At 59.0% G+C, this 23973-nt stretch carries 24 protein-coding genes and 1 pseudogene; 20 read left to right on the forward strand and 5 right to left on the reverse strand.

Features of this window, described 5'->3' with window-relative positions; genetic code table 11:
• Nucleotides 1–2 precede the first annotated feature (2 nt).
• The 12 genes from HBO09_RS16080 (at nt 3) to HBO09_RS16135 (ending at nt 13407) form a co-directional block, all read left to right on the forward strand.
• The gene (locus HBO09_RS16080; RefSeq protein WP_095111183.1) at nt 3–443 is read left to right on the forward strand and encodes a type II toxin-antitoxin system YafO family toxin; all 441 of its coding nucleotides are present in this window, start codon (nt 3–5) and stop codon (nt 441–443) included.
• 695 nt (nt 444–1138) lie between these two features.
• On the forward strand, nt 1139–4111 hold the full coding sequence (locus HBO09_RS16085) for a phage tail length tape measure family protein (protein WP_169994899.1): 2973 nt from the start codon (nt 1139–1141) through the stop codon (nt 4109–4111).
• Nucleotides 4108–4446 (forward strand): phage tail protein, encoded by a 339-nt coding sequence (locus tag HBO09_RS16090; protein WP_169994896.1) that lies wholly within the window; start codon nt 4108–4110, stop codon nt 4444–4446. The genes HBO09_RS16085 and HBO09_RS16090 overlap by 4 nt, the downstream gene beginning before the upstream one ends.
• Nucleotides 4443–5129, forward strand: coding sequence for a phage minor tail protein L (locus HBO09_RS16095; protein WP_169994894.1), 687 nt, complete (start codon nt 4443–4445; stop codon nt 5127–5129). The genes HBO09_RS16090 and HBO09_RS16095 overlap by 4 nt, the downstream gene beginning before the upstream one ends.
• Before the next feature lie 6 nt (nt 5130–5135).
• Entirely contained in the window at nt 5136–5888 is a 753-nt protein-coding gene (locus HBO09_RS16100) for a C40 family peptidase (RefSeq protein ID WP_169994891.1), read from the forward strand.
• On the forward strand, nt 5888–6484 hold the full coding sequence (locus tag HBO09_RS16105; RefSeq protein WP_262381248.1) for a tail assembly protein: 597 nt from the start codon (nt 5888–5890) through the stop codon (nt 6482–6484). Before HBO09_RS16100 ends, HBO09_RS16105 begins: the two co-directional genes overlap by 1 nt.
• A gap of 9 nt (nt 6485–6493) precedes the next feature.
• Nucleotides 6494–10207, forward strand: coding sequence for a phage tail protein (locus tag HBO09_RS16110; protein ID WP_169994888.1), 3714 nt, complete (start codon nt 6494–6496; stop codon nt 10205–10207).
• 325 nt (nt 10208–10532) lie between these two features.
• Nucleotides 10533–11186 carry a hypothetical protein gene (locus HBO09_RS16115; protein WP_169994885.1) on the forward strand — a complete coding sequence of 218 codons (654 nt, stop codon included), beginning with the start codon at nt 10533–10535 and terminating at the stop codon, nt 11184–11186.
• 648 nt (nt 11187–11834) lie between these two features.
• Nucleotides 11835–12125, forward strand: a complete 291-nt coding sequence (locus HBO09_RS16120) for a hypothetical protein (RefSeq protein WP_169994883.1) — start codon at nt 11835–11837, stop codon at nt 12123–12125.
• Entirely contained in the window at nt 12122–12370 is a 249-nt protein-coding gene (locus HBO09_RS16125) for a hypothetical protein (RefSeq protein WP_169994881.1), read from the forward strand. Before HBO09_RS16120 ends, HBO09_RS16125 begins: the two co-directional genes overlap by 4 nt.
• Nucleotides 12371–12430: 60 nt before the next feature.
• Nucleotides 12431–12856 (forward strand): cell wall hydrolase, encoded by a 426-nt coding sequence (locus tag HBO09_RS16130; protein ID WP_169994880.1) that lies wholly within the window; start codon nt 12431–12433, stop codon nt 12854–12856.
• The gene (locus HBO09_RS16135; RefSeq protein WP_169994879.1) at nt 12856–13407 is read left to right on the forward strand and encodes a lysis system i-spanin subunit Rz; all 552 of its coding nucleotides are present in this window, start codon (nt 12856–12858) and stop codon (nt 13405–13407) included. Before HBO09_RS16130 ends, HBO09_RS16135 begins: the two co-directional genes overlap by 1 nt.
• Here HBO09_RS16135 and HBO09_RS16140 read toward each other — a convergent pair.
• From HBO09_RS16140 to HBO09_RS16150, 3 genes are all read right to left on the reverse strand, one after another.
• Nucleotides 13355–13708 carry a hypothetical protein gene (locus tag HBO09_RS16140; RefSeq protein ID WP_169872220.1) on the reverse strand — a complete coding sequence of 118 codons (354 nt, stop codon included), beginning with the start codon at nt 13706–13708 and terminating at the stop codon, nt 13355–13357. The genes HBO09_RS16135 and HBO09_RS16140 overlap by 53 nt on opposite strands.
• A 245-nt stretch (nt 13709–13953) precedes the next feature.
• Entirely contained in the window at nt 13954–15129 is a 1176-nt protein-coding gene (locus HBO09_RS16145; RefSeq protein WP_169994878.1) for an integrase arm-type DNA-binding domain-containing protein, read from the reverse strand.
• Nucleotides 15130–15446: 317 nt separating this feature from the next.
• On the reverse strand, nt 15447–15842 hold the full coding sequence (locus HBO09_RS16150) for a hypothetical protein (protein WP_169994877.1): 396 nt from the start codon (nt 15840–15842) through the stop codon (nt 15447–15449).
• On the opposite strand from HBO09_RS16150, the gene HBO09_RS16155 reads away from it, so the two are divergent.
• Nucleotides 15841–16098 (forward strand): hypothetical protein, encoded by a 258-nt coding sequence (locus HBO09_RS16155; protein ID WP_169994876.1) that lies wholly within the window; start codon nt 15841–15843, stop codon nt 16096–16098. The genes HBO09_RS16150 and HBO09_RS16155 overlap by 2 nt on opposite strands.
• A gap of 27 nt (nt 16099–16125) precedes the next feature.
• Here HBO09_RS16155 and HBO09_RS16160 read toward each other — a convergent pair.
• Both HBO09_RS16160 and HBO09_RS16165 read right to left on the reverse strand, forming a co-directional pair.
• Nucleotides 16126–16310 (reverse strand): annotated as a pseudogene (locus HBO09_RS16160) (helix-turn-helix domain-containing protein).
• 93 nt (nt 16311–16403) lie between these two features.
• Nucleotides 16404–17483, reverse strand: coding sequence for a patatin-like phospholipase family protein (locus HBO09_RS16165; RefSeq protein WP_169994875.1), 1080 nt, complete (start codon nt 17481–17483; stop codon nt 16404–16406).
• Between the two features lie 159 nt (nt 17484–17642).
• Here HBO09_RS16165 and HBO09_RS16170 point away from each other — a divergent pair, with 159 nt between their 5' ends.
• The 7 genes from HBO09_RS16170 to HBO09_RS16200 all read left to right on the forward strand — a co-directional run bounded on the left by HBO09_RS16170 (nt 17643) and on the right by HBO09_RS16200 (nt 23972).
• Entirely contained in the window at nt 17643–17951 is a 309-nt protein-coding gene (locus tag HBO09_RS16170; RefSeq protein ID WP_169994873.1) for a PepSY domain-containing protein, read from the forward strand.
• Nucleotides 17951–18265, forward strand: a complete 315-nt coding sequence (locus HBO09_RS16175; RefSeq protein WP_169994872.1) for a PepSY domain-containing protein — start codon at nt 17951–17953, stop codon at nt 18263–18265. The genes HBO09_RS16170 and HBO09_RS16175 overlap by 1 nt, the downstream gene beginning before the upstream one ends.
• A complete protein-coding gene (locus HBO09_RS16180; RefSeq protein WP_169994871.1) occupies nt 18265–18933 on the forward strand; it encodes a response regulator transcription factor in 669 nt (222 codons plus the stop codon). The genes HBO09_RS16175 and HBO09_RS16180 overlap by 1 nt, the downstream gene beginning before the upstream one ends.
• Nucleotides 18930–20249, forward strand: a complete 1320-nt coding sequence (locus HBO09_RS16185; RefSeq protein ID WP_169994869.1) for a sensor histidine kinase — start codon at nt 18930–18932, stop codon at nt 20247–20249. The genes HBO09_RS16180 and HBO09_RS16185 overlap by 4 nt, the downstream gene beginning before the upstream one ends.
• A 202-nt stretch (nt 20250–20451) precedes the next feature.
• Entirely contained in the window at nt 20452–21405 is a 954-nt protein-coding gene (locus HBO09_RS16190) for a TAXI family TRAP transporter solute-binding subunit (protein ID WP_169994867.1), read from the forward strand.
• 126 nt (nt 21406–21531) lie between these two features.
• The gene (locus HBO09_RS16195) at nt 21532–23559 is read left to right on the forward strand and encodes a TRAP transporter permease (RefSeq protein ID WP_169994865.1); all 2028 of its coding nucleotides are present in this window, start codon (nt 21532–21534) and stop codon (nt 23557–23559) included.
• Nucleotides 23556–23972, forward strand: coding sequence for a DUF1850 domain-containing protein (locus HBO09_RS16200; RefSeq protein WP_169994863.1), 417 nt, complete (start codon nt 23556–23558; stop codon nt 23970–23972). The genes HBO09_RS16195 and HBO09_RS16200 overlap by 4 nt, the downstream gene beginning before the upstream one ends.
• The last annotated feature ends 1 nt before the right edge of the window (nt 23973 follow it).

Consider the following 23973-nt stretch of genomic DNA (forward strand, 5'->3'; position numbering starts at 1 on the left):
GGATGTCGGTAGTCGTAGAGTTTAATTCCGAGACCTATGAAGCCCTGTTTCGCGACGTTTTGACAGACTACCCAGGTCTGCTTAATGTCCTTGTCAGTGATTTCACTCGATACATTTCCAGCAATCGCTTATGCCTCCCGCAGTATTTCGGCCGCGAAGCTGCTTACGTGAAGCCTGACGCGGCAATAGATGCTGGCTTAATGCATATTCATATTGCCCTGCCGCCTACAGTCTTCCCTGATAAGCGCCCTCAACACGACCGCACCTGCCCGATGAATTCCGCTAATCGGGATGCAGCCTTGGTTTATACGCAGGGACTGTACGAGGAAGACCGCTATTCCCTCATCGCTTTTCTTCACCCGGACGCCCACGGAAAGGCACGTGAGCGGGAGATCATGAATTACTTGGTGCGCGTTGCCGCACGCTTTCGCGACAAGTACTAAATTTTCCCGGTGTTTGGCAGGGCTTTGGCGCTTCCCCTGGATGGTGGTAGATTGCCTCTATCTAACAGGGAGAGGCATGGATCATGCGCTTAGCTGCAGCAACTTTGCTTGCGATAATGATTTCTGGGTGCGCTACTAGCCCTTCTGATCTTGCCAAATACGGCAGGGTTGATCTCGAGTCGCAAAATATTAAATCTCTTTCGATTCAAAGAGCGGGGCCATTGAAGCCTGGCAGTCTTCCTAGATGCGTAGCAATCACAATACGCAACGATTCTGTCACGATGACTCAGTCTGGTGGATATGTCGGCGCCTACACGGGCAACTACTACCAGACATCCAGCAGCAACGAGGTTGGTGGAGGTTCGGTGGCGCAGTATGTGGCCCCAGACGGGTCGGAAGTTGTGGCAAGGGGTGAGACACGATTCACTACGGCGGTCGTAGAGCGATCACTCCGATACACGCTTAGTGTTCGCCAGGTTTCGAATACCCGTGACTATAAGTTCACAGGGATTGAGCAGGCAGGTACAACCAACGGTTATGGATATCACAAAATTGCCGCCATGGCTGGAACTGGAGCTGAGTCCGCTCTTGCTTCTCTCGTGGGGGTTGTAGACGAGCTTGAGTCCTGCATTAGATAGCACCATCAAAATAGAGACCCGCCATCGAGCGGGTTTTTTTATGCCTGGAGAAAAATCATGACGCAAACATCCCGCCTTGTTCTGGAAATCGACAGCCGGGATGCCGAACAAAAGGCGGCCGATACTCGAAAGGCACTCGAAGCACTTGAGGGCGCCGGGCTGAGAGTTAAACCAGCAATGGACAAGGCTCGGACCGGCATGGAGTCGGTAGGCAAGGGCGCCGAAAAGGCAACCAAGTCTGTGCAAGATCAGCGCGATGAGATAGACCAGTTGCTGGGAAGTATTAACCCGCTTACCCGCAAGATGAACGAGCTGGAGAAGCAGGAGCTTGCTCTGGCAAAGGCCCACAAGGCCGGAAAGATCGAGACTGACACGTATACCGAGTACCAACAAAAAATAAACGCAACTCGTAACGAGTTGACCCGCTTCAGCGATTCTCTGACCCGCACCGGAAATACCGCAAAGCAAACTGCCGCCGCACTTCGTGGAGTACCGGCCCAGTTCACCGATATCGCGGTTTCGCTACAGGGGGGGCAAGCACCACTGACTGTGCTTCTTCAGCAGGGCGGCCAGCTGAAGGATATGTTTGGCGGTGTTGGACCGGCAGCTAAAGCTCTGGGTGGCTATGTATTAGGTTTGATTAACCCTTTCACAATAGCTGCTGCGGCTGTAGGCGCTCTTGGCTTGGCGCTATACGACGCGGAGAAGGAGGCATCCGAGTTCAATAAAGCCCTGTTCTCTGGCTCGGCAAACACTGGCAAAACCGCTCTTGGGCTTGCCACTCTTGCTAAAGATGCCTCCTCACTTAGCGGTAGCTTTAGTGAGGCAAAGGCGGCAGTTATTGCGCTAGCTGGAGTGGGCCGCCTCAGCGAGGTGCAGTTTTCTAACCTCGCGAAAGCGGCCGTCTCTATCGGCGAATTCACGGGCAAAAGCGCAGCAGATGTTGCGAAGTCTCTTGGAGATATGGGAAATAACGCCACGGAGTCGGCAAAAAAACTCAGCAGTCAATACGGATTGCTATCGAGCTCTCAGTACGAGGTGATTGCAGCGCTTGATAGGCAGGGTAAAACCCAGGAAGCGCTTGATCTGCTCAGTGAAACGCTGAATAAAAATGCAGAAGCCAGGCTGGCAAAATACAAAGCATCGCTGTCTGGTTTAGAGAAAGCCTGGGACGATGTTGGAACCTCAATTTCGAATGCGTATAGGAATGTACGCTCCGAATTGTTTCCTGACGCCGGGAAAGAGATAGAAATCATTGAGCGCATTTTAAAGACGCGTAAGGACGGCGGGCTGGCCGGCGCTGTATCAACTGGGCTGAGCAAGCTGAACGGCGCACTTGGCTTGGATGATGGCGAAAATGACGATTCAACAGCTGCCCTTGAGCGGCGCCTGGCCATGCTTAAAACGGGTATTGCACTCAATCAGCAGAACGCGAAAGCTGAGGGGGATGCAACTCGGAAGAACCAAGAAAGAATTGAGGCTGACGGCAAATGGAGTGCGCTGGCCAAAAAAGAGCTTTCAGACCAGGCAAAGCTCGTCAAGGACATTGCCGACGCAAGGAAGCTAGGAGTGGAGGCAGGCAAGTCTCAGGCCGAGATCGACAAGGTGGTCGCAGACATTCAGGCCAAGTACGACAAGGCTCAGCCGAAAGCCAAGGCCTACACCGAAGACGCCGGCATGAAGGCGCTGGACGCCGCGCGCCAAACCCAGGCCGTCCTGCTCCAGCAGAATGCATCGCTGAACACCCAGGGCATCGCCACGGAAAAGGTGGGCACCCAAGCCCAGGCCCTGATCAGGTGGGAGCAGCAACTCGCCGACATCAAAGGCAAGAAGACGCTCACCGCCGACCAGAAGTCGCTGCTGGCCAGCCAGGACCTGATCACCGCCCAACTCAAGAAGAACGTTGCGCTTGAGCGTGAGGCGCAGATCAGCCGGGATATCCAACAGGCACAGAAGGACCAGGTGCAGTTGCTGACCCTCACCGGCCGGCTGCGGGAGGCAAACAGCCTTAAGTCCTCACTGGACGACGCAGCCCAAATGGCGGAGTACGAGCGCCAGGGCAACACCGAGGCGATGAAGCGGCTCGAAACCCTGATCAAGATTCGTGACGTCAATCTCAAGGCATCGCAGAAGCCTGGGACCATTGAGGGTGTTTCGCAGGCACCTCAGGTTACCGGCATCGACGCCTCAGTGGGTGGAGCCTATAGCGAAATCCAGAGACTGAACGAAGAGTCAGCGAAGGTTGACGCCTGGCGCGCCATGGAGCTGGAAAAGCAGAAGGCCTATCTCGACCTCAAGGCTATCAACGAGGAGACCTATGCCGAGCGCGTCAACAACATCAACCAGCAGGGCCGGGACAACCAGGCGAAGATCGAGCGCGCCAAGAACTCGGCGGTACTGACGTCGAGCGCCGACTTCTTCGGCAACATGACCGCGCTCAGCCAGTCGGGCAACAAGAAGCTGGCGGCGGTAGGGAAGGCGGCGGCAATCGCGCAGGCCACCATCCAAGGGTATGTGGCAGTCCAGAATGCCCTGGCGGTTCAACCTTACCCGCTGGGCATGGCCTTGGCCGTCTCTGCGGGTGTTGCCGCTGCTGCCAACGTGGCAGCTATCGCTGGGATTGGGTTCTCTGGTGGCGGCTACACAGGGCCTGGTGGCGTCAACGAAGTCGCCGGAACCGTGCACAAGGGAGAGGTGGTCTGGAGCCAGAAGGATATTCAGCGTTACGGGGGCGTGGCCGCTGTCGAGGCCCTGCGCAACGGCAACGTGTCTGCGATTCCATCAGTGCAGTCGGCTAAGGGCGGCGGTGCAATGCCATCTATGTCCAGCGCGCCTCCGCAAATCAACATCAGGGTGAGCGGTGATGGCTCGAGCGGGTCGGCCAGTGCGACGGCAGGCTATGAGCAGATGGGCCAGGCAGTGTTGGCCACCGTTCGGTCAGAGATGCCCAAGGTGGCCAGGGCCGTGATCCAGCAAGAGAAGGGGCAGAACGGCCTACTTGACCCAAACAACCGGAGGAGCGCGGCATGAGCGAGGTATTCACCTGGTGCCCGGAAAAAGGCACGACTGGTGACGATGACACGGACATCCTGGTCTCTCAGTTCCGCAACGGCTACAGCCAGCGCCTTTCGGTCGGTATCAACAATATCTCCACCTCCTGGCCGGTGACGTTCATGGGGAAGACTGACTACATCATCCCCATTCGCGACTTCTTTGTGAGGCACAAGGGCGTTACCCACTTTCTTTGGACGCCACCCTTGCACGAGCAGGGAGCGTTCGTCACGGATGGCGGCTGGAGCCTTCAACCACTCGGGGCCGGCGTATACATCCTTTCCACCAAGTTCCAGCAGGTGTTTAACCCATGATCACCTTGGACAACCAGAAGCTCGAACCGGGCGCGATTATCCAACTGATCGAGTTGGATGGTGAGGCGCGGGGCATGGGCATCTTGCGCTACCACGCTCACCAGCAGTCGACCCCGATCATCTGGAAGGGGGAGGCATACCTGCCGAGGCCTTACGAAACGGGCGGCTTTGGGCGCAGCGTTGAGGGCAACAACTCAACGCCGATGCTGAAGATCAGCAACATCGACGGCACCGTCACTGCGTTGTGCCGCCAGTTCCAGGGGATGAGCGGGGTCAAGCTGACGGTGCGGCAGACCTATGCCAAGTACCTGGACGCCGTGAACTTCCCCGAAGGCAACCCCACGGCCAGCGCCATGGAAAAGCTGGATATCTCCTACATCAACCAGGTGACCAGTTTGTTGCGAGAGGAGGTTGTGTTTTCCCTGGCGCCGCCGACGGCGGTGAAAGGGCAGATGCTTCCCGGCGGCTTGATCATGAACCGCTGCGAGTGGTGCCTGTGGGGCGAGTATCGCGGCCCCGACTGCAACTACACCGGCATCAAGATGTTCGACCTCGACGGCAACCCCGTTGACGATCCGGCGCTGGACCGCTGCGGCGGGCGCGTGAGCGATTGTGAAATACGCCATGGCCGGGGCAACCCTCTGCCATTTGGTGGTGCGCCGGGCGCTTCGCTTATTGGATAGGCAACCATGAATAAAACGATGCTGAAACAGATCCAGGCCCACGCCGCTGCTGAGTTTCCCAAGGAGAGCTGTGGTGTGGTGATCCGCGAGGCGGGGCGCCTGAAGTACGTCCCGTGCCGCAATGATGCCAAGACCCCGAGCGAGCACTTCATCATCAACCCTGGCGACAAGTGCGACGCAGAGGATCGAGGCGAAGTGACAATGATCATTCACAGCCACCCAGACGTGCCGCCCCTGCCGAGCATGGCCGACCGTGTCAGCTGTGAGTTGCACGAAAAGCCCTGGGGCATTGTGAGCTGGCCGTCTGGGGAGTATTTCGAGTTCAAGCCCTGCGGGTACCAGGCGCCCTTGGTCGGTCGAGAGTTCGGCCATGGCCTGCTCGACTGCTACGCCCTGTGCCGCGACTACTACGAGCGCGAGCATGGGATTGAACTGCCGAACTACCCGCGCCGGGATGGCTGGTGGAACGATGGTGAAAGCCTCTACGAAAAATACTACGAGGATGCCGGGTTCTATCCGGTCTCGGTGCCGCGCAAGGGCGACATGATTGTCATGCAGATCAACGCTGCTGCACCGAACCACGCTGGCATCTATCTGGGTGACGGCCTGCTGGCCAGCGATCCGGATCTACACCCGGCCCCGGGCACCTTCCTGCATCACCGCTACAACAAGAAATCCACCCGCGACGTTTACGGCGGCATGTGGGCCGACTACACCGTGCTGATTCTTCGGCACCAACGAGTGCCGGAGGTTGACTGATGGCCATGAGAACAACGGTTCGCCCGCAGCCTCTGGTGGTGCTGGTGATGCTCTACGGCGTGCTGGGTGCCCGGTTCGGGCGCGTACATCACCTGGCGGTCGCCTCTTGTGCTGAGGCCGTCCACGCCTTGTGCGTGAAAATCCCGGGCTTCAAGCGCTTTCTGAGGTTCTCCGAAGAGCGCGGCCTGACCTATGCAGTATTTCGTGGCAAGCAGAACCTCGGTGAAAACGAGATCGAGATGCGCCAGGACACCGTTGAGCCTATCCGCATTGCGCCAATCGTGATTGGGAGCAAGGGCGGCGGGCTGTTCGCAACCATTGCCGGCTTGGCTCTTGTGGTGATTGGGGCGATTACCCAGCAGTACTACCTGGTGGCAGCGGGCGCCGGCCTGATGATTGGCGGTATCGCCATGAGCATGTCGCCCTCACCGTTGGGTGTGCTGGATAAGGAAGGCGACGGCAATCGTCCCTCCTATGCATTCGGCGGCGCCGTCACAACGATGGCGCAGGGCCGCTGCAAACCACTGCTCTACGGTGAGCGCGATATCGGCGGCTCCCTCATCTCGGCCGGCATCTTCTCGGAAGACCAGCAGTAAGGAAAAACCATGTCAAAGACCGCAACAGCGCCCGCTACCAAGCGCCGGCGCCGGCCTGCTGCTGCCCGCGTTATGGGCGGCAAGGGTGGCGAGAAGAAGCCTTACACCCCGTATAAGGCGCCTGACAGTGCGCTGTCGGTCGCCACGGTCAAGCTGCTGTATGCCTTGAGCGAGGGGCCGATTGTTGGCCCGGTCAATGACAGGCAATCGATCAAGCTCAACGGTACGCCCCTGATCTCGCCGGACGGTAGCGAAAACTTCCCGGGCACGATCTGGGATTTTCGCCCAGGCACCGTGGACCAAGAGCATATCGCTGGCTTCCCGGCTATCGAAAACGAGGCTTCACAAGGCCTACCGGTTGAGCTGAAGTCGGACAACGCCTGGACTCGCGCCATTACCGATCAGCAGTTGTCGGCGGTTCGTATCCGTCTGTCCTGGCCACAGATCTGGCAGGTCAAGACCAACGGTGACCAGATTGGTTATCGCATTGATTACGCCATCGACCTATCCGTCGATGGGGGCAGCTATCAGACAGTTGTGTCGGCCACGCTGGACGATAAGGGCACCACGGAGTACGAGCGCACTCACCGGATTGACTTGCCTGAAGGTTTCACCAGCGCGCTTGTACGTGTTCGCCGGCTCACGCCGAACCGCAATGACTCAAACTTCGCCGATCTCATGCGGGTCAAGGGCCTGACCGAGGTCATAGACAAAAAGCTGCGCTATCCAAACCTGGCCCTGGGCGGCCTGCAGTTTGACGCCAAGCAGTTCCAGGACACGCCGAAGGCCAGCTTCCTGATGCGGGGCCGGATCGTCCAAGTTCCCACCAACTATGACCCGCAAAGCCGCACCTACACCGGGGATTGGAACGGCACCTTCAAGCTGGCCTACACCAATAACCCTGTTTGGATTTGGCGTGACCTGCTGTTGCACCGCCGTTATGGCCTGGGCCGTCGCATCACCGCTGACATGGTCGATCACTGGACGCTCTACGAGATCGGTCGCTACTGCGATGTGATGGTGTCCGATGGCAAAGGCGGCTTACAGCCCCGCATGACGACCAACGTTTACATCCAGGATTCGATAGAGGGCTACGCGCTGCTGTCGGACTTGGCCAGCGTGTTTCGTGGCAGCAGCTGCTGGAACGGAGCCAAGGTCACCATGGTGGCTGACATCCCGGGCAATGAAGACGGCTACGTCTTCACCCGCTCGAACATCATCGGTGAATTTGAATACGTTGCTGCTGCGTACCCTGACCGGCACACCCGGGCCAAGGTTGCCTGGGACAACCCAGAGAACGAGTTCAAGACCCAGCCGGCCCCAGTAACCAATGACGAACTAATCGGTTCACTTGGCCACCGGATGCTCGATATCTCCCGCTTCGGTTGCACCGTCGAGGGCGAGGCTATCCGCCACGGGGTCTGGGCGCTGAAGTCCGAGCAGTACGAAGAGTGGTCTGTCAGCTTCACCACCGGCATGGAAGGTCAAAACGTTGAGCCTGGGCAGATCATCTGCGTGGCTGATGAGATGTTCTCGGGGCGGCCGAATGGCGGGCGTATCAGTGCGGCCACAAGGCGCGTCATCACCTTGGATATCGATGCCGAGGTGCATGAAGAGGACCGGCTGATCCTGAACCTGCCAAGCGGCAAGTCAGAGGGTCGGATCGTCAAATCGGTCTCTGGCCGTCTGGTCACCGTAATGGCTGACTATTCGGAGCTGCCTGAACCTGAGTGCAGCTGGTCCGTCGAAAGCGCTGACCTGGCTGTGATGCGCTTTCGAGTGCAGACCATCGAGCCTCAAGGCCTGCACCAGTTCAAGATTGCCGCGACTCAGCACGAACCGCTGAAGTTTCCGGCCATCGACACCGGCGCCCGGATTGATCCGCAGCCCACCAGCGTTCTACCACCGGGTGTCATGTCACCGCCGGCGAACATCGCCCTGGAGGCGCGTAGCGTCGTGTCGCAGGGGATTGCGGTTACTGGCATGCGCATCACCTGGGACGCTGTTCCTGGGGCGACCGCGTACAACGTGGAGTGGCGCAAGGACAGCGGGAACTGGGTGCGTCTGCCGCGTACCGGAAACCTTGGCGCGGAGGTAGAAAACATTTACAGCGGGCGTTATGTCGCCCGGGTGAGTTCGGCCAACGCTATGGATGTGACCTCAATCTGGGGTAGCAGTCCAGAGGTCGAGTTGACCGGTAAGGTCGGCTTGCCGCCGGCGGTGGCGTTCCTGACCACAACCCGCGAACTGTTCGGGATCAGCATCAAGTGGGGTTTCCCACCAGGTGCAGAAGACACCCAGCGTACCGAGATCTGGTATGGCCCTGCGAACGACCTGGGCGCGTCGACCAAGCTGGCCGACCTAGCATACCCTCAGGCTGACTATCGCATGCAATCGCTGCTGGCTGGTACAACCCTGTTCTTCTGGGCGCGCCTGGTGGATCGTACAGGCAACGTGGGGCCGTTCTATCCGATCGGTAATGGCGTGATGGGCCAGGCCAGTTCTGACGCTGGGCCGATTCTTGAGCAGATCAAAGGGAAAGTTGACGAGAGCGCGATCAGCAAAGAGCTCAACGACCGAATCGACTTGATCGACGGTAGTGGCCCCGGATCCGTCAACGCGAGGATCGATCAGGCTGTTCAAGACTTCACCGATGCTCTGGCATACGACCCTGAGAAACCCTACGTTAAAGGCGATATGGTCCGCCAAGGACAGCGGATTTATCAGGCAGAAGGGCCGGTAGCTGTGGGGATCGCTCCTCCGGCAGCCCCGTGGAAGGACATCGGTTCAACTCTCGAAGAGGCCAATGCACTTGCGGGTGAGGTTCACCAGAACACTCTGGATATTGCCGAGGTGGATGGCAAGCTGGTTGCAACATCTGAAAAGGTTGATGGGGTTTACGCTCAGGTCAATCCAGCCTATGCAGGCGACACGACCACCAACGCCGGCGACAACACTGTCAGCGCGGGCGTGTGGTCCGTATGGTCTGCGATTGCCGAAGGCGATTACGCTCAAAGCAAGCGCACTGACTTGGTTGAGGCCTCGGTAAATGCCAACACCGCCGCGATATCAACCGAGACCACGGCGCGAGTCTCTGCCGACACTGCCCTAGCTCAGCAAATCACCACTATTGGCGCGCAAGTTGAGGGCAACTCTACCGCTATACAAACGGAAACGGCGGCTCGGGTAGAGGCAGACGGGGTACTTGGCCAGCAGATTACGACCGTAGAAACCAACCTCGACGGGGCCAATGCTTCGATTGCGCAAAACACCCAGGCTATCCAAACAATCGACGGCAAAGTCTCGTTAGGCTGGTCGGTGCGCCTGCAGTACACCTCGGCTACAGGTGAATACAAGTGGGCCGGTGTGGGGCTCGGCCTTGAAAACGGCCCTGGCGGCTTACAGTCCAAGTTCATTATTGATGCGGACATGTTCGCCATTGGGCAGGGCGGCATTATTCCGTTTGCCGTAACGGGCGGTCAGACGTTCATTAAAGCCGGGTTTATCGAAGATGGCACGATCACCAATGCAAAAATCGGGGCTTACATCCAGTCTGATGACTTTGTTGCGGGTTCGGTTGGATGGCGACTGAGCAAGAACGGGATTTTTGAAATTAACGGGTCTGTTCCAGGGCAAGGAAGGATGACCATGACTAACCGGTCTTTGCGTGTATACGACGCTGCTGGCCAGAAAAGGGTGCAACTGGGAGACCTGTCGGAATGAGTTTTGGGATGCGGATATGGGGGGCCAATGGAGCCCTCCAGCTTGACGAGACTTCTTTTACTGTAAGGGTCATATACTCTGCGCTTATACCCAAAACAGCAGGGCGTTTTGTCGACATAGTAATAGCTGGCGTTACGCCCGCTACCGACTCCTGTGTCTGCATTCCAATCTCGCCTTACAGCACATCAGGGCAAGGGATAGACGCAATCGCGTTTATCCCGTACGTCTACGAGGGTTACGTCCGGGTCTTCTTTGGGAGTCCTGCCGCGTCAACGGGGCCAACAGGGATATCCACGCAAAGACTATTGGTGATGAGGTACAGATAATGTCGTACGGCTTAACGTTCACAAATAATGATAACTCCGTAACTCTCGACTCTGAATTTTCAAGGCTTGTAATCCTTGATAGCGGTACATGGGCAGGCAGCGGGGGTATAGGCATTGCCTTTTCAAGCGTGATTACAACTGACGAGCCGCCGCTTGTGTTTGTTAGGCCGGATCAAGATGATTACTTCGCATCATGCCTAGTTCAAGGCGGCGCGAGGAATTGGAACTCGTTCAGGTTCAATACGCTGAAAGGAAGCCTCTCTCGAGGGAAGTGGTTTATCGCCGCATTTAAATCCGCGCCAATAGCGGACTACGGTCTACGGCTATGGGATGCGACCTCGAAGATTATTTTTGATAGCGGCACGCCGTGCGCGCAATTTACGAGAACAATATCCGCATGGAACTACCTCGGGGCATCGCAAACGCAGCCAGGGGTTTACAGATATAACTGGTCCGCATTTTCGCCAACAAATACTGGCGACTACATGCTATTAAACAATATCGCCATGGATATGGCGGGAACGGTGTCAAGGCAGGGCGCAGTCCAGGCGTTTTGGGATTACGGCGGTAACAGGGTAGTTATCCAGGCCACCGGGGTAGACCTGCCGACCGTACAGTACATTTCGATAGTCTTTGCGAAGCCGATTTCTTAAATTAACTCAAGAGAACCTACTCATGGCCAGGCAGGTAATAAATCTCGGCACGCCGCCGAACGGGGCAGGCGGCGATACTACGCGCTCTGCGAACACTAAGATTAACGATATGACGCAAGAGTTATATGCAGTCATTGGCGGCTTGGGTGCGGTCTCGACCGAGAACGTTGTACCGGTGACAAAAGGCGGCACTGGCGCCGAAACTTCGGCTGCAGCTCGATCCAACCTGGGTCTTGGCTCGGCCGCTGTTGCGCCAATCGTCGGAACTGTCTCGCAGTCAGGCGGTACTCCTGCGGGCGCAATAATGGAGCGTGGTGGTAATTCAAATGGTGAGTACGTCAAGTTCGCAGATGGCACTATGATTTGTTGGGGGCTTTCACCGCTGTATTTCACAACTCCTAACGCGGCTGGTGCCCTTTACATAGCCACTTCAACAGCGTCTTTCACCTTCCCGGCAGTGTTTTCCACTTTTCCCCGTGTCATTGATTCGAGTCTGTTTGACCATCCCGGTAACGGTGCTGCGGGCCCCGCACGCGGCTGGGGGGTTCCTTTCTCGGCAACTAAAACTACGTGCCAGATAGCCATCTATGGCCATGCGGCTAACTCTGCGATCTGGCCAGGCTACGTTGCGATCGGGAGGTGGTTCTAATGCTCATCAAGTTTTCGCCGCAGCGTCGAGATGACACGCTGGCCATTAGCAAACGAGGCGATGTTCTCATTATCAACGGGGAGCGCTTCGACTTTCGAGCCGTACCTGAGGGGGCAACGCTGCCAGCGTCTGCCGTTGACTGCGAATTTATAATTGGGGACATCACTCGAACGGGAGGAGAGCTGATTCTAACTTTGCTCTTGCCATGTGGGCCGGATGCTACCGATGCGGCCAACTATCCGTTCGATATTGTCAGCCCGCCTGACGGAACCGTGAGTATCCCCCAATGAATATTGATTTCAGCCAGATGAAAACTGCCGGCCAACTGCAGGCTGCAAAAGACCAAGAAGCTCACGATGCTGCTCTTGCCTCTCGACGATCTGCTTATCTGGCAGAGTCGGACCCCCTTCGCCTCGAGGCCGACTACGACGCCCTGAGCCAGGGCCTCACGCCCGACTATACCGCATGGCTGGCGTCGGTTGCGGCTATCAAGGCGCGCTACCCACTGCCCGTGGTTGAGCCATCCGGCGATTGATCTTCGACCGAGTAACGACACCCGCCATCGAGCGGGTTTATTTTTGCCTGGAGAAAAGTTATGACCACTTCCGATAAAGACCGGGACATCCTGGCGCGTACGCTGTGGGGCGAGGCTCGCGGCGAGGGGCAGGCCGGCCAGATCGCCGTGGCCTGGACCATCCGCAACCGCGTGTTCGACGGCAAGGCCAAGTCCTGGTGGGGTGAGGGCTACGCCGGCGTGTGCCTGAAGCCCTGGCAGTTCAGCTGCTGGAACCAGAACGACCCTAACTACGCCTACCTCAGCGGTGCGAAGTCGATCCCGGCCGCGCAGCTCGCCCAGGCCCAGCGTGCTGCTGACCAGGTGATGGCCGGCGCGGTACCGGATCCAACCGGCGGCGCCACACACTACTACGCAACCACGATGCCCAAGGCCCCGGCCTGGGCGGCGAAGGCCAACCAAACGCTGCGCCTCGGGCACCACGTCTTCTTCAAGGATGTGCCGTGATGACGCCCGTACAGAAGCTGGCCGGGCTGGTGGTGCTGATCCTGGCGCTGATGGCCAGCGCCGCCGGCGTCACCTGGCAGGTTCAGGAGTGGCGCACGGGCAAGACGCTGGCCGAGCAGACCAGCCTGCACCAGGACGAGCTGGACAGGATCAGCGCGGTGGCCATCAAGCAAGTGCGCGACGAGCAGGACAGACGCCTGGGCCTGGAGAAGACGCTGGCCACCTCCGATCAACAACACATCCGAGAACTTTCCGATGCTCAACGTAACCAGGTCGTGCTGCGCGACCGCCTTGCTACTGCTGATGTGCGGCTGTCAGTCCTTCTCGACGCCACGGATTCAGCCAGTGGCTGCAACGTGCCTGCCGCCTCCGGCGCCGTCGGCGTGGTTCATGCAGCCCGTCGAGCCAAACTTGACCCAGCGCATGCTCAACGAATTGTCGCCATCACCGATGGCGGCGATAGAGGATTGATCGCGCTGCGGGCGTGCCAGGCCTATGTCAGGGCAATTGCTCCTGCTTCCGCTCCTGCAGCAGGCGCTGGTTCTCCCTGAACAGGTAGTCGCACTGGCTGGAAACAAGCGACAAGCTGCGCACCTTGGTCCCTAGCACCGTTGTTTCCTCCTGAAGCCTGGCTATTTCTTCGAGCGCCTTCCTGAGCGATTCCTCTGCCTGTGCTTTGCCGGTGGCCAGATCGTCGCTTAGTTGGACCAGGCCGTGCACATTCGCCCGGGCCTTGCGCAACTGGTGGTAGAGGGTGCTGATCTCATCTTCCAGCAGAGAGCAGTGGTGCTTGTGCATTTCGAGAGGCGTGGGGCATCCCAGCCACTCGCAGGTGTCTTCATCGATGTTCATGGTGGGTCAATCCGAATGCTGTATGTGCATACAGTAATCGAGGTTTGCAGGTTGTGCGATGTGAGGCGACGAGCTGTAGGGGATTTTGGTTTGGTGTTCGGTCGGCAGGACGCCGGGGAATGGGTGCGTGACTTTTGCGTGACTCTCTCACGCACTTGTAAGCACTGTGGGCGTTCGATTGCAGCGAGCGCCAGTAAAAACAGCTACTTAACAATGCCTTGCATAGGTACTGCGTGCATGGGGTGCTAGGGTGTGGGCGCCACAAGATCGGCCCACTCCTGCATCATTTCACGGCGCTGCTCAATATAGGCCGCGTGGTTGTATACGTCCCTTATGAAGCTGCTATCGGCGTGAGCAAGCTGCCTCTCAATCCAGTCACGGTTGTACCCGCGCCCGTTCATCTCGGTGGAGAATAGGTGGCGGAAGCCGTGCGGGGACTGTTTCCCTGTAAGCCCGCATGTTCCCATGACGTTACTGGCATAGTTGATGCCGATCGGGGCTGTAGAGTCGCTTCGATTGGTGAAGACGTATCGAAGATTGCCAGATATTGGAAGCATGCCCCTCAGGAGTTCCACGGCCTGGGTTGATAACGGAACCGCATGTTCACGGCGCGCCTTCATCTTTTGAGCAGGGGTTATCCATGTCGCAGCATCAAGGTCGATTTCAGACCACTCAATCTGCCTGACCTCGCCCGGGCGAGAAGCGGTGTAGATCATGAGCATTACCGCAGCTCGGAGCTGAGAGCTCGCAATGTTCTGATTAATGGCCGCAATGGTCTTGGGTAGCTCGCTCATCGGCAGGAATGGGTGGTGGCTGCTCTGCGCACCCTTTTCGGTTACCGCATGCATTTCAGCGGTTGGGTTCGACTCTATGATCCCCGTTGCAATGGCGTAGCTGAAAACCTGGCCCATGCGCTGCCGGGCCTTCACCGCGGTAACGACTGAGCCGCGCTTTTCAATCTTTCGGATCAGGCTGATCACATCTGATCGCTTGATAGAGTCGATCTGCCGGCTACCGAAGACCGGCAGCACATCCAATTCCATCAGGTTGCTGATGATTCGATAGGTGCCTGGAGAGATACTTCCCTTTCTGAAGGCAAGCCACTCGTCGTAGATCCTGCGGAACGTTCGGCTGCCTGCCTCAATCAATCCCGCCTTCTTTTCCTTCCTCGATTCACGCGGATCAATTCCGCGTGCAATATCTTCCCGCGCCTCATCTCTCCGTGAGCGCGCGTCCTTTAGACCCGTGTCCGGGTATGTCCCAAAAGAAATCCTCGCCTGTTTGCCAAGCCATGTGAACCGAAAGTGCCAGCTCTTTATTCCGCTGGCGGCCACGTATAGGGATAGCCCGAGCGTGTCGGGGAGGGTGTACGCCTTGTCCTTTGGCTTTGCCTGCCTGGCTGCGGTATCCGTGAGAGCCACTAGTACATCCTCTGAAAAATATTCCCGATGTACTGGATGATGTACTAAGAAAATGCCAATGGGAAGGTATTGCGCGGTACGGAGTGGTACACGCATGTTTCATGCTTCTGGGGGATGGAGGGTGTTAGTGATACTGAGGGGTTTTAGGCGGGAGTCTACCGTGGAATCTTTGAAAATTTCCACTGTATGACCTGTAAGGCAGGAGTTTCTAGGGCGGTGTGCGATGTCGGGTGAGCGCTTGATGGGCCCGGGCGACCGATTTGGCGCGCATTCTAACCTGTTTTAAGGGGCGACCTGGTGGCGTGTATCAAGCACGGTTATTCCTGGGACCACAACGTTGCACTGACCTTGACCCCATCCCCACACGGCAGTGAGTACTGCGACCCCCTACGCTCCAGCTCTGCGAGTGCGCGGGCACACTGCACCTGGTGTTGGGCCGCCGCATTATCAATGCTGATGTTGCCGGTGGTTTCAGACACCAGGTCGCCGTTTTTCTCGACCCGGATCAATGGTCGCTCGGGCTTGACTTCGAAGCGGCTATTGGTCGGTTCGATGTTAAGTGCCAAGTCTGCAGGGGCGGCTGGCAACTGATCCTCGGTGACGCCATACCGCGTGAGCAACGAGAGATTAGGCAAGTCTTGCGCGCTTGTTTGGCCGACTGCCAGAAACACGAACATGCCAAGGCCATACATCTTGTTGCGATTAGAACCCATGATTGTATCTTTCCATGGTCGATTCTTGATGGGCTGGATTGAAGAACAACTTGTTGTTATCGCAGCCACGTTTAGGGCAGGGAGTATCCAACCAGAAAGAAGAACCTTGGCGGTTGCCAAACTGCGTGCCTGGTTCATAAACCTTGAACGAGGACGGGTTGAAACTACCGTTGCTGCAGCCGCCGGTAATCAGGGCAACCGTGAAGAGGCTCAAGAGCCTAATGGGTTTCATAGAGGGGAATCCGTATTAAATTGATCAGTGTTCTACAGCGCTGCCCAAGGCCTAGCTTTCTTCGCTCTCGAACTCCAGTAAATCGCCGGGCTGGCAATCCAGAGCGATACATAGCGTGTTCTGGGTTCGAGTTTAAAGCCTTTGATCTTTCCGTTTTTCAATAGCGATAGATTGGCTTCCTTCATTCTAATGGCTTCTGCAAGCTGATTGGAGCGGATCTTTTTCTCCGCCATCATGACGTCCAAACGAATAATGATGGTCTTGGTTAAATAATGCTTTTGTGTTCGTCGCTTGCATCTCTAATCGGTCGAGGTGGCAATCAAGTTGATTCACAGGGCAATCAGGCGCTCACCCAATCGGCCGTTATCGGCCAGTTCGAGGAACTCATCACCCAGCCGCTGGCTTTCACTCATTGCGGTTTGCCAGTACTGATTGCGTCGGGCGTCATCCCCCACGAAGCGCTTGAAGTCGCTGCGGTCCGGCAATTTGCCGTAGGGCAGGTGAGCCAGGTAGTCCCGTGACGGCGCCAATAGCAACACATCCTGCAAACCCTGCGGGTTGCTGCGCCGCCACGGCAGGCTCTTATCGAACCAGCCGGGGATGACCCGGTCGGTGAAGTGCGGGTACAGCACGATGTCATCGCCGTGGTAGGGCAGGTCGAGGTGGTAGTCCAGCAGGCCGCCATCGCGATAGGTGCCGGCACCGGCGCCCGGCAAGTCGCGCACGCCTTGCATGACCATGGGGATCGAGCCGGACGCCAGCAATGCCTGGCGCAGGTTGCCCAGTTCCAGGTCGAGGAAGCGCGAAGGGAAATCCTTGAGCGGGTGCAGTGGTGGCGCCTGGCGCGGGTCGTGGATGATCAGTCGCTCAAAATGCCGGGACAGGCGCGCACGGCCGCGCAGGTTGTCGGCGATTACCGAGGACAGGCCCAGGCCCAGGCGGCCACGGTGATCGTCGGCCAGCAGGCCATGGCTTTTGACCACCACGATATTCAGGCGATAGTGCGGGTTATCCAGCAGCGTCGCATCGCGCCCGGCCAACAGGTCATCGAGCATGCGCTGGCAGCTTTGGCTGACCTCAGCCATGGTCACGCCCTTGGCAAAGCGTTGCTCGTTGTACAAGCGACCGAGGTCGAGCAGGCCTTGTACCGGGTCTGGCAGGCAGGCGCTGGCAAAGCGCCAGGAACCGATGGAGGCACCAATCAGCGAGCGCTCGCGGGGCGCGCGCGCCAGCCAGTCACCGAACAGCGCCAGGTCCAGGCCCTGAATGCCCAAGGCCTTGGGCCCCCCGGCCGCGCCGGGCAGAATGCCCACGTCGACAGGCTGCAGGCCTTGTTCGCGAATGCGTGCAAAGGCGCGCTGGCCAGCCTTGAGCGTCAGGGCTGGGAACTTGATGTGGATGGCGGTCATACCGATCTCTGTGCAGGCGAGCAGGGCAGTATAGGAAATTTGCCCGGGGGCCTGGCAAGGTGTTGTGGGACAATTGCCATAGTGGCAATTCAGTTTCAGTTAAGTTGCGATCCGTACTGTAGGGGGCGTAGGCAAAACATCCGGAAATGGAGAATCATCATGAAAAACCTCACAGCCGTTATCGCCGCCAGTATCATCGCCCTCACCACCGGCCTGGCCCAGGCCCGGGACCTGGGACCGGATGAAGCGCTGAAACTGCGTGACGCTGGTACCATTCAGTCGTTCGAGAAGCTCAACGCTGCAGCCCTGGCCAAACATCCCGGTGGCACTGTGCATGAGACCGAGCTCGAGCAGGAGTACGGCAAGTACATTTACCAGGTTGAACTGCGCGATGCCCAAGGCGTCGAGTGGGACGTGGAATTGGACGCTGTGACCGGGCAAGTTCTCAAGGATCATCAGGATACGTAATGAAGGTAAATCTACGCACCGGCAGTCGACTGGCGCTGGTGCTCCTGGCCTTTTGCTCGGTAGTGGCTGCCCGGGACCTCAATCAGGACGAAGCCCTGGCGCTGCGCCAGCAAGGGGTGATCCTGTCCCTTGAGCAACTGCTGCAGCAGGCCATGGCGCGGCATCCCGGGTCCCGGTTGCTGGAGGCTGAGCTTGAGAGCAAACACGGCAGCTACGTCTATGAAGTAGAGTTGGTGACCACCGATGGCGTGGTTCGAGAAATCAAACTGGACGCGACCACGGGTGCGCTGCTTAAAGACGAGGAAGATGACTGATGCGCCTGCTTCTGGTGGAAGACCACGTGCCCCTGGCCGATGAATTGCTGGCCGGGCTCAAAGCCCAGGGGTATGCCGTGGATTGGCTGGCGGACGGGCGTGATGCGGTGTATCAGGGGCGCAGCGAGCCGTATGACCTGATCATCCTCGATCTGGGCCTGCCCGGCCTGCCGGGGCTTGAGGTGTTGAGCCAATGGCGCGCCGCCGCCCTGGCGACCCCGGTGTTGATCCTCACCGCCCGCGACTCCTGGGCCGAGCGCATCGAAGGGCTCAAGGCTGGGGCCGACGATTATCTGAGCAAGCCGTTCCACCCCGAGGAGTTGTACCTGCGCATTCAGGCGTTGTTGCGCCGCTCCCACGGCCAGGTCAACCAGCCGACGTTGCAGGCCGCCGGCCTGCATCTGGATGAAGGCCGCCAGTGTGTGATGCGCGACGGCGCCGAGGTGCAATTGACCGCTGCCGAGTTTCGCTTGTTGCGCTACTTCATGCTGCATCCCGAACAGATCCTGTCCAAAAGCCATCTGGCCGAGCATTTGTACGATGGTGAAACCGAGCGCGACTCCAACGTCCTCGAAGTGCACGTCAATCATCTGCGCCGCAAGCTGGGGCGCAGCGTGATTGAAACCCGGCGCGGCCAGGGTTATCGCTTTGGCGCCAGCCCCACGTGAGGTCGATCCAGCGGCGCTTGAGCCTGGGGCTGATCAGCGTGATGGTGATCGTCGGCCTGGTGCTGGCGCAAACCAGCCTGTGGCTGTTCGAAATGGGTTTGCAGCGCTACCTGGAGTCGGGCCTGCGCAACGACAGTGAAAACCTGCTGGTGGCCCTGGTGCGTGGCCCCGGTGGCGTACAGCTGGATGAACAGCGCTTGTCACCGGCCTATCAGCGCCCGTTCTCCGGGCATTATTTTCGTATCGACTTCAGCGACAACCACTGGCGCTCCCGCTCCCTGTGGGACCAGGAACTGCCGCAACTGCCCCAGGCCGGCTTGCAGGGCAATCTGCAGTTGGGCCCGGAAGGCCAGCAATTGTTGATATTGCGCTCGGACTACAAACGTTTTGGCCAGGCGATCTCCATCAGCGTGGCCCAGGACTACACACCGGTGCGCGAGAGTTTCCGCCTGATGCGCCAGGTCGGCCTGGTCCTCGGGCTGGCGGCGTTGCTCCTGATCTTGCTGCTGCAACGGGTCACCGTGCGCCGGGCCCTGCGCCCGCTGGAAACCGCCCGCGAGCAGATCGCGCAATTGCAGCAAGGCCAGCGCTCGCAACTGGACACCCAAGTGCCGGTGGAACTGGAGCCGCTTGTGGCACAGATCAATCACCTGCTGGCCCATACCGAAGACAGCCTCAAACGCTCGCGCAATGCCCTGGGCAACCTTGGCCACGCCTTGAAGACTCCCCTGGCGGTGCTGTTGAGTGTGGCTTCCAGCGAGCAGCTCAAGGACCAACCGCAGTTGGCCAAGTTGTTGCGCGAGCAGTTGCAGCAGGTTCAGCAACGGCTCAACCGCGAACTGAACCGCGCGCGCCTGGCCGGTGAAACCCTGCCCGGCGCCCTGTTCGACTGCGACAGCGAACTGCCCGGCCTGCTGGCGACCCTGAATATGATCCACGGCGAGCACCTGGACCTGAGCTACCACGTGCGCCCCGGCCTGCAACTGCCATGGGACCGCGAAGACCTGTTGGAGCTTTTGGGCAACCTGCTGGACAACGCCTGCAAATGGGCGGATGCCGAGGTGCGCGTGAGCATTGACGAGGCGCCCCACTGTTTTGAGCTGCGGGTCGAGGATGACGGGCCGGGAATTCCCGAGGCCCAGCGCAGCCAGGTGTTCAGCCGCGGCACCCGCCTGGATGAGCAGACCGATGGCCATGGCCTGGGGTTGGGGATCGTGCGGGATATCGTCGAGGTGTGGGGTGGCACTTTGCAGTTGCATGAGAGTGAGCTGGGGGGGCTCAAGGTGCTGATCGAGTTGCCTCGACGCCAGGGCTGATGGCACTTTGTTTGGATGTGTAGGGATTTGCAACAAGACTTTTCCTGTAGCGCCTAGCCGGGAGCATTTCGCTTATAACAACCAACTGGCTAGCCATGCCGAGCAGGTTTTTCTGCTTGCAAGGCCTGGTATCTGTCAGAGCACTTGTCAGCCGGGCGCTCGATTGCTCGGTACCTAATAAGAAAGATAAAAGGCGACTCCCATGCGAATGACCAAGCGTTTCAGTGTGTTTGCTGCTGCCGCAGCCTTTGCCGCAAGTACTGCGGTACTCGCCGCCCCCACATTTATCAACGTGCTGACCGGTGGCACCAGCGGCGTGTATTACCCCATTGGCGTGGGCCTGTCACAGCTGTACAGCAACGGTATCGAAGGGTCGAAGACTTCGGTGCAGGCCACCAAGGCGTCAGTGGAAAACCTCAACCTGCTGCAAGCCGGTCGCGGTGAGTTGGCCTTTGCCCTTGGCGATTCGGTCGCCGATGCCTGGAACGGCGTGGAAGACGCCGGCTTCAAGGCTCCACTGAAGAAACTGCGGGCGATTGCCGGCACTTACCCGAACTACATTCAGATCGTCGCCAGCAAGGAATCCGGCATCACCACCCTGGCCGACCTGAAAAACAAGCGCATCTCCGTCGGCGCGCCGAAATCCGGCACCGAGCTCAACGCCCGCGCGATCTTCAAGGCGGCTGGCCTGAGTTATGAAGACATGGGCAAGGTCGAGTTTCTGCCGTATGCCGAATCGGTTGAGTTAATCAAGAACCGTCAGTTGGATGCCACCTTGCAGTCCTCGGGCCTGGGCATGGCCGCGATCCGCGACCTGGCCGCGACCTTGCCGATCACCTTCGTCGCCATTCCAGCCGATATCACCGCCAAGATCGACAACGCCGCCTACCTGGGCTCCGTGATCCCGGCGGGCACCTACGACGGTCAGGACAGCGATGTACCGACCGTGGCCATCACCAATATCCTGGTCAGCCATGACGGCGTGTCCGATGACGTGGCCTACCAGATGACCAAACTCATGTTCGACAACCTCGATCGCCTGGGCAATGCCCACTCGGCCGCCAAGGATATCAAGCTGGAGGGTGCGGCCAAGGGCCTGCCGATCCCGTTGCATCCGGGGGCCGAGCGCTTCTACAAGGAAGTGGGCGCCCTGTAAGCGGCAGGTGGGTGCTGCGTGCAGCACCCACCACTGCGGACACATGCCTGGGCTGTGAATAAAACCTGCGTATACCGCGCGCCAGGTTTTGTTGGCCTATCGACGTTGTAACGAGGGAGTACCTGCATGAGTGAGCAAGACCAAAGCCTCGCCGCCAATCCCAGGGATTGGCCCCGAGCGCTGTTCTATGTCGCGCTGTTATTTTCCGTGTTCCAAATCATCACCGCTGCCTTTCACCCCGTCTCCAGCCAGATTCTGCGGGCCGTGCACGTGGGCTTTCTGCTACTGGTGGTGTTTCTGTGCTTTCCGGCGCGTGGCAAGGAACAGCCCTGGCAGCCCCTGGCCTGGCTATTGGGTCTGGTCGGGATGGGCACGGCGTTCTACCAGTGGTACTTCGAAGCGGACTTGATCCAGCGCTCCGGCGATTTGACCACCAGCGACATGGTCGTCGGCCTGGTGCTGATCGTGCTGGTGTTTGAAGCGGCGCGGCGGGTGATGGGCATTGCCTTGCCACTGATCTGTGCGCTGTTCCTGGTCTACGGCCTGTTTGGCCAGTACCTGCCGGGCGACCTGATGCACCGCGGCTATGCCATCGACCAGGTCGTCAACCAACTGGCCTTTGGCACCGAGGGGCTGTACGGCACGCCGACCTACGTCTCGGCCACGTACATCTTCCTGTTTATTTTGTTCGGCGCGTTCCTCGAACAGGCCGGGATGATCAAGCTGTTCACCGATTTCGCCATGGGCCTGTTCGGCCATAAACTCGGTGGCCCGGCCAAGGTTTCAGTGGTGTCGTCGGCACTGATGGGCACCATCACCGGTTCGGGGGTGGCCAATGTGGTCACCACCGGCCAATTCACCATCCCTTTGATGAAGCGCTTTGGCTACAAATCGGCGTTTGCCGGTGGCGTGGAGGCGACTTCGTCGATGGGCAGCCAGATCATGCCGCCGATCATGGGCGCGGTGGCCTTTATCATGGCCGAGACGATCAACGTGCCGTTCTTCGAGGTGGCCAAGGCCGCGCTGATTCCGGCCTTGCTGTACTTCGGCTCGGTATTCTGGATGGTTCACCTGGAAGCCAAGCGCTCCAACCTGCGTGGCTTGCCCAAGGAGGAGTGCCCCAACCCCTGGGCGTCGGTGAAGCAGCGCTGGTATCTGCTGATTCCGCTGTTCGTGCTGATCTACCTGCTGTTCTCCGGGCGCACACCGTTGTTCTCCGGCATGGTCGGCCTGGCACTGACGTCCATTGTGATTCTCGGCTCGGCGATCGTCCTGCGGGTCTCGTCCACGGCCATGCGTTTTGTTTTCTGGATCGTCCTGGGCGTGCTCTGCGCAGGCTTCTTCCGGCTGGGTATCGGTATGGTGTTCGGGGTGGTGGCACTGCTGGTGGCGGCCTGCTGGTTTATCAAAGGCGGTCGCGACACCCTGACCATCTGCCTGCATGCGCTGGTAGAAGGCGCGCGCCATGCGGTGCCGGTAGGGATCGCCTGTGCCCTGGTCGGGGTGATTATCGGGGTGGTGTCGCTGACCGGCGTGGCTTCCACCTTCGCGGGTTACATCCTCGCCATCGGCCAGGACAATCTGTTCCTCTCGCTGGTGCTGACCATGCTCACCTGTCTGGTGCTGGGCATGGGCATCCCGACCATTCCCAACTACATCATCACCAGCTCGATTGCGGCCCCGGCACTCTTGGACCTGGGCGTGCCGCTGATTGTGTCGCATATGTTCGTGTTCTATTTCGGCATCATGGCCGACCTCACGCCGCCGGTGGCGCTGGCCTGTTTCGCGGCCGCACCGATTGCCAGGGAGAGCGGGCTGAAGATCAGCTTTTGGGCGGTGCGCATCGCCGTGGCCGGGTTCGTTGTGCCCTTTATGGCGGTGTATGAGCCGGCGCTGATGCTGCAGAGCGATAGCCTGCTGGCCACACTGTATGTGGTCGCCAAGGCGTTATTGGCCATCGGCATTTGGGGCGCGGCATTTACCGGCTACTTGCAGGCCCGACTCAATGGGTGGGAGCGCGTGCTGGGCTTGGTCGCCGGTGGCAGCCTGATTCTGGCGACGCCGTTAAGCGATGAAATCGGCTTCGCCCTGGCGGCGCTGCTGATCGCGCAGCATTGCTGGCGCGCCCGCCGGGCTCGGGTGGCCACGGCGTGATTGGCCTGTGCCTGGGCTTGGCGGGTGCAGTCTGGGCACAAGTCCCCACGCCAGCCTTTACCCTGGCCTGGACTCATACCGTTGAGAAAGTGCGCTGGGAGGAGGATTACCGCGTAACGCCTGCGGGGCTGGTACTGGGTCAGGCGCGGGTCAAGGGTTCCGGGGCCGGTATGGAAATTCCCGACGGCGCCGAACTGCGCGAGGGCAGTTGGCATTACCAGCGTCAACTGCCCCCCTTGCAACCCCTGCGCTTGGGGCGCACCCCTGAGGCGGGGGATTATCAACTGTGTATCAACCAGCAGTGCGAGTGGCTGAGTGCCTGGCTCGGCCCGCCACACGCGAGCCGGCCGGCGTTGGAGCTCTGGAGTTGTGAGCTGGATCCTGCGTCCGACGCCAGGCCCCGCGCCTTTTAAA

Source organism: Pseudomonas sp. WS 5027 (genome assembly GCF_012985695.1).
GTDB lineage: Bacteria > Pseudomonadota > Gammaproteobacteria > Pseudomonadales > Pseudomonadaceae > Aquipseudomonas > Aquipseudomonas hygromyciniae.

Excerpts from the sequence above, each read along its gene's own strand:
- HBO09_RS16175 (WP_169994872.1), top strand. The coding sequence starts at position 17,951 with ATGAAGGTAAATCTACGCACCGGCAGTCGACTGGCGCTGGTGCTCCTG.
- HBO09_RS16085 (WP_169994899.1), top strand. The coding sequence starts at position 1,139 with ATGACGCAAACATCCCGCCTTGTTCTGGAAATCGACAGCCGGGATGCC.
- HBO09_RS16170 (WP_169994873.1), top strand. The coding sequence starts at position 17,643 with ATGAAAAACCTCACAGCCGTTATCGCCGCCAGTATCATCGCCCTCACC.
- HBO09_RS16105 (WP_262381248.1), top strand. The coding sequence starts at position 5,888 with ATGGCCATGAGAACAACGGTTCGCCCGCAGCCTCTGGTGGTGCTGGTG.
- HBO09_RS16155 (WP_169994876.1), top strand. The coding sequence starts at position 15,841 with ATGATTGTATCTTTCCATGGTCGATTCTTGATGGGCTGGATTGAAGAA.
- HBO09_RS16150 (WP_169994877.1), bottom strand. The coding sequence starts at position 15,842 with ATGGGTTCTAATCGCAACAAGATGTATGGCCTTGGCATGTTCGTGTTT.
- HBO09_RS16190 (WP_169994867.1), top strand. The coding sequence starts at position 20,452 with ATGCGAATGACCAAGCGTTTCAGTGTGTTTGCTGCTGCCGCAGCCTTT.
- HBO09_RS16130 (WP_169994880.1), top strand. The coding sequence starts at position 12,431 with ATGACCACTTCCGATAAAGACCGGGACATCCTGGCGCGTACGCTGTGG.
- HBO09_RS16095 (WP_169994894.1), top strand. The coding sequence starts at position 4,443 with ATGATCACCTTGGACAACCAGAAGCTCGAACCGGGCGCGATTATCCAA.
- HBO09_RS16135 (WP_169994879.1), top strand. The coding sequence starts at position 12,856 with ATGACGCCCGTACAGAAGCTGGCCGGGCTGGTGGTGCTGATCCTGGCG.
- HBO09_RS16125 (WP_169994881.1), top strand. The coding sequence starts at position 12,122 with ATGAATATTGATTTCAGCCAGATGAAAACTGCCGGCCAACTGCAGGCT.
- HBO09_RS16110 (WP_169994888.1), top strand. The coding sequence starts at position 6,494 with ATGTCAAAGACCGCAACAGCGCCCGCTACCAAGCGCCGGCGCCGGCCT.
- HBO09_RS16080 (WP_095111183.1), top strand. The coding sequence starts at position 3 with ATGTCGGTAGTCGTAGAGTTTAATTCCGAGACCTATGAAGCCCTGTTT.
- HBO09_RS16120 (WP_169994883.1), top strand. The coding sequence starts at position 11,835 with ATGCTCATCAAGTTTTCGCCGCAGCGTCGAGATGACACGCTGGCCATT.
- HBO09_RS16180 (WP_169994871.1), top strand. The coding sequence starts at position 18,265 with ATGCGCCTGCTTCTGGTGGAAGACCACGTGCCCCTGGCCGATGAATTG.
- HBO09_RS16115 (WP_169994885.1), top strand. The coding sequence starts at position 10,533 with ATGTCGTACGGCTTAACGTTCACAAATAATGATAACTCCGTAACTCTC.
- HBO09_RS16100 (WP_169994891.1), top strand. The coding sequence starts at position 5,136 with ATGAATAAAACGATGCTGAAACAGATCCAGGCCCACGCCGCTGCTGAG.
- HBO09_RS16140 (WP_169872220.1), bottom strand. The coding sequence starts at position 13,708 with ATGAACATCGATGAAGACACCTGCGAGTGGCTGGGATGCCCCACGCCT.
- HBO09_RS16090 (WP_169994896.1), top strand. The coding sequence starts at position 4,108 with ATGAGCGAGGTATTCACCTGGTGCCCGGAAAAAGGCACGACTGGTGAC.
- HBO09_RS16165 (WP_169994875.1), bottom strand. The coding sequence starts at position 17,483 with ATGACCGCCATCCACATCAAGTTCCCAGCCCTGACGCTCAAGGCTGGC.
- HBO09_RS16195 (WP_169994865.1), top strand. The coding sequence starts at position 21,532 with ATGAGTGAGCAAGACCAAAGCCTCGCCGCCAATCCCAGGGATTGGCCC.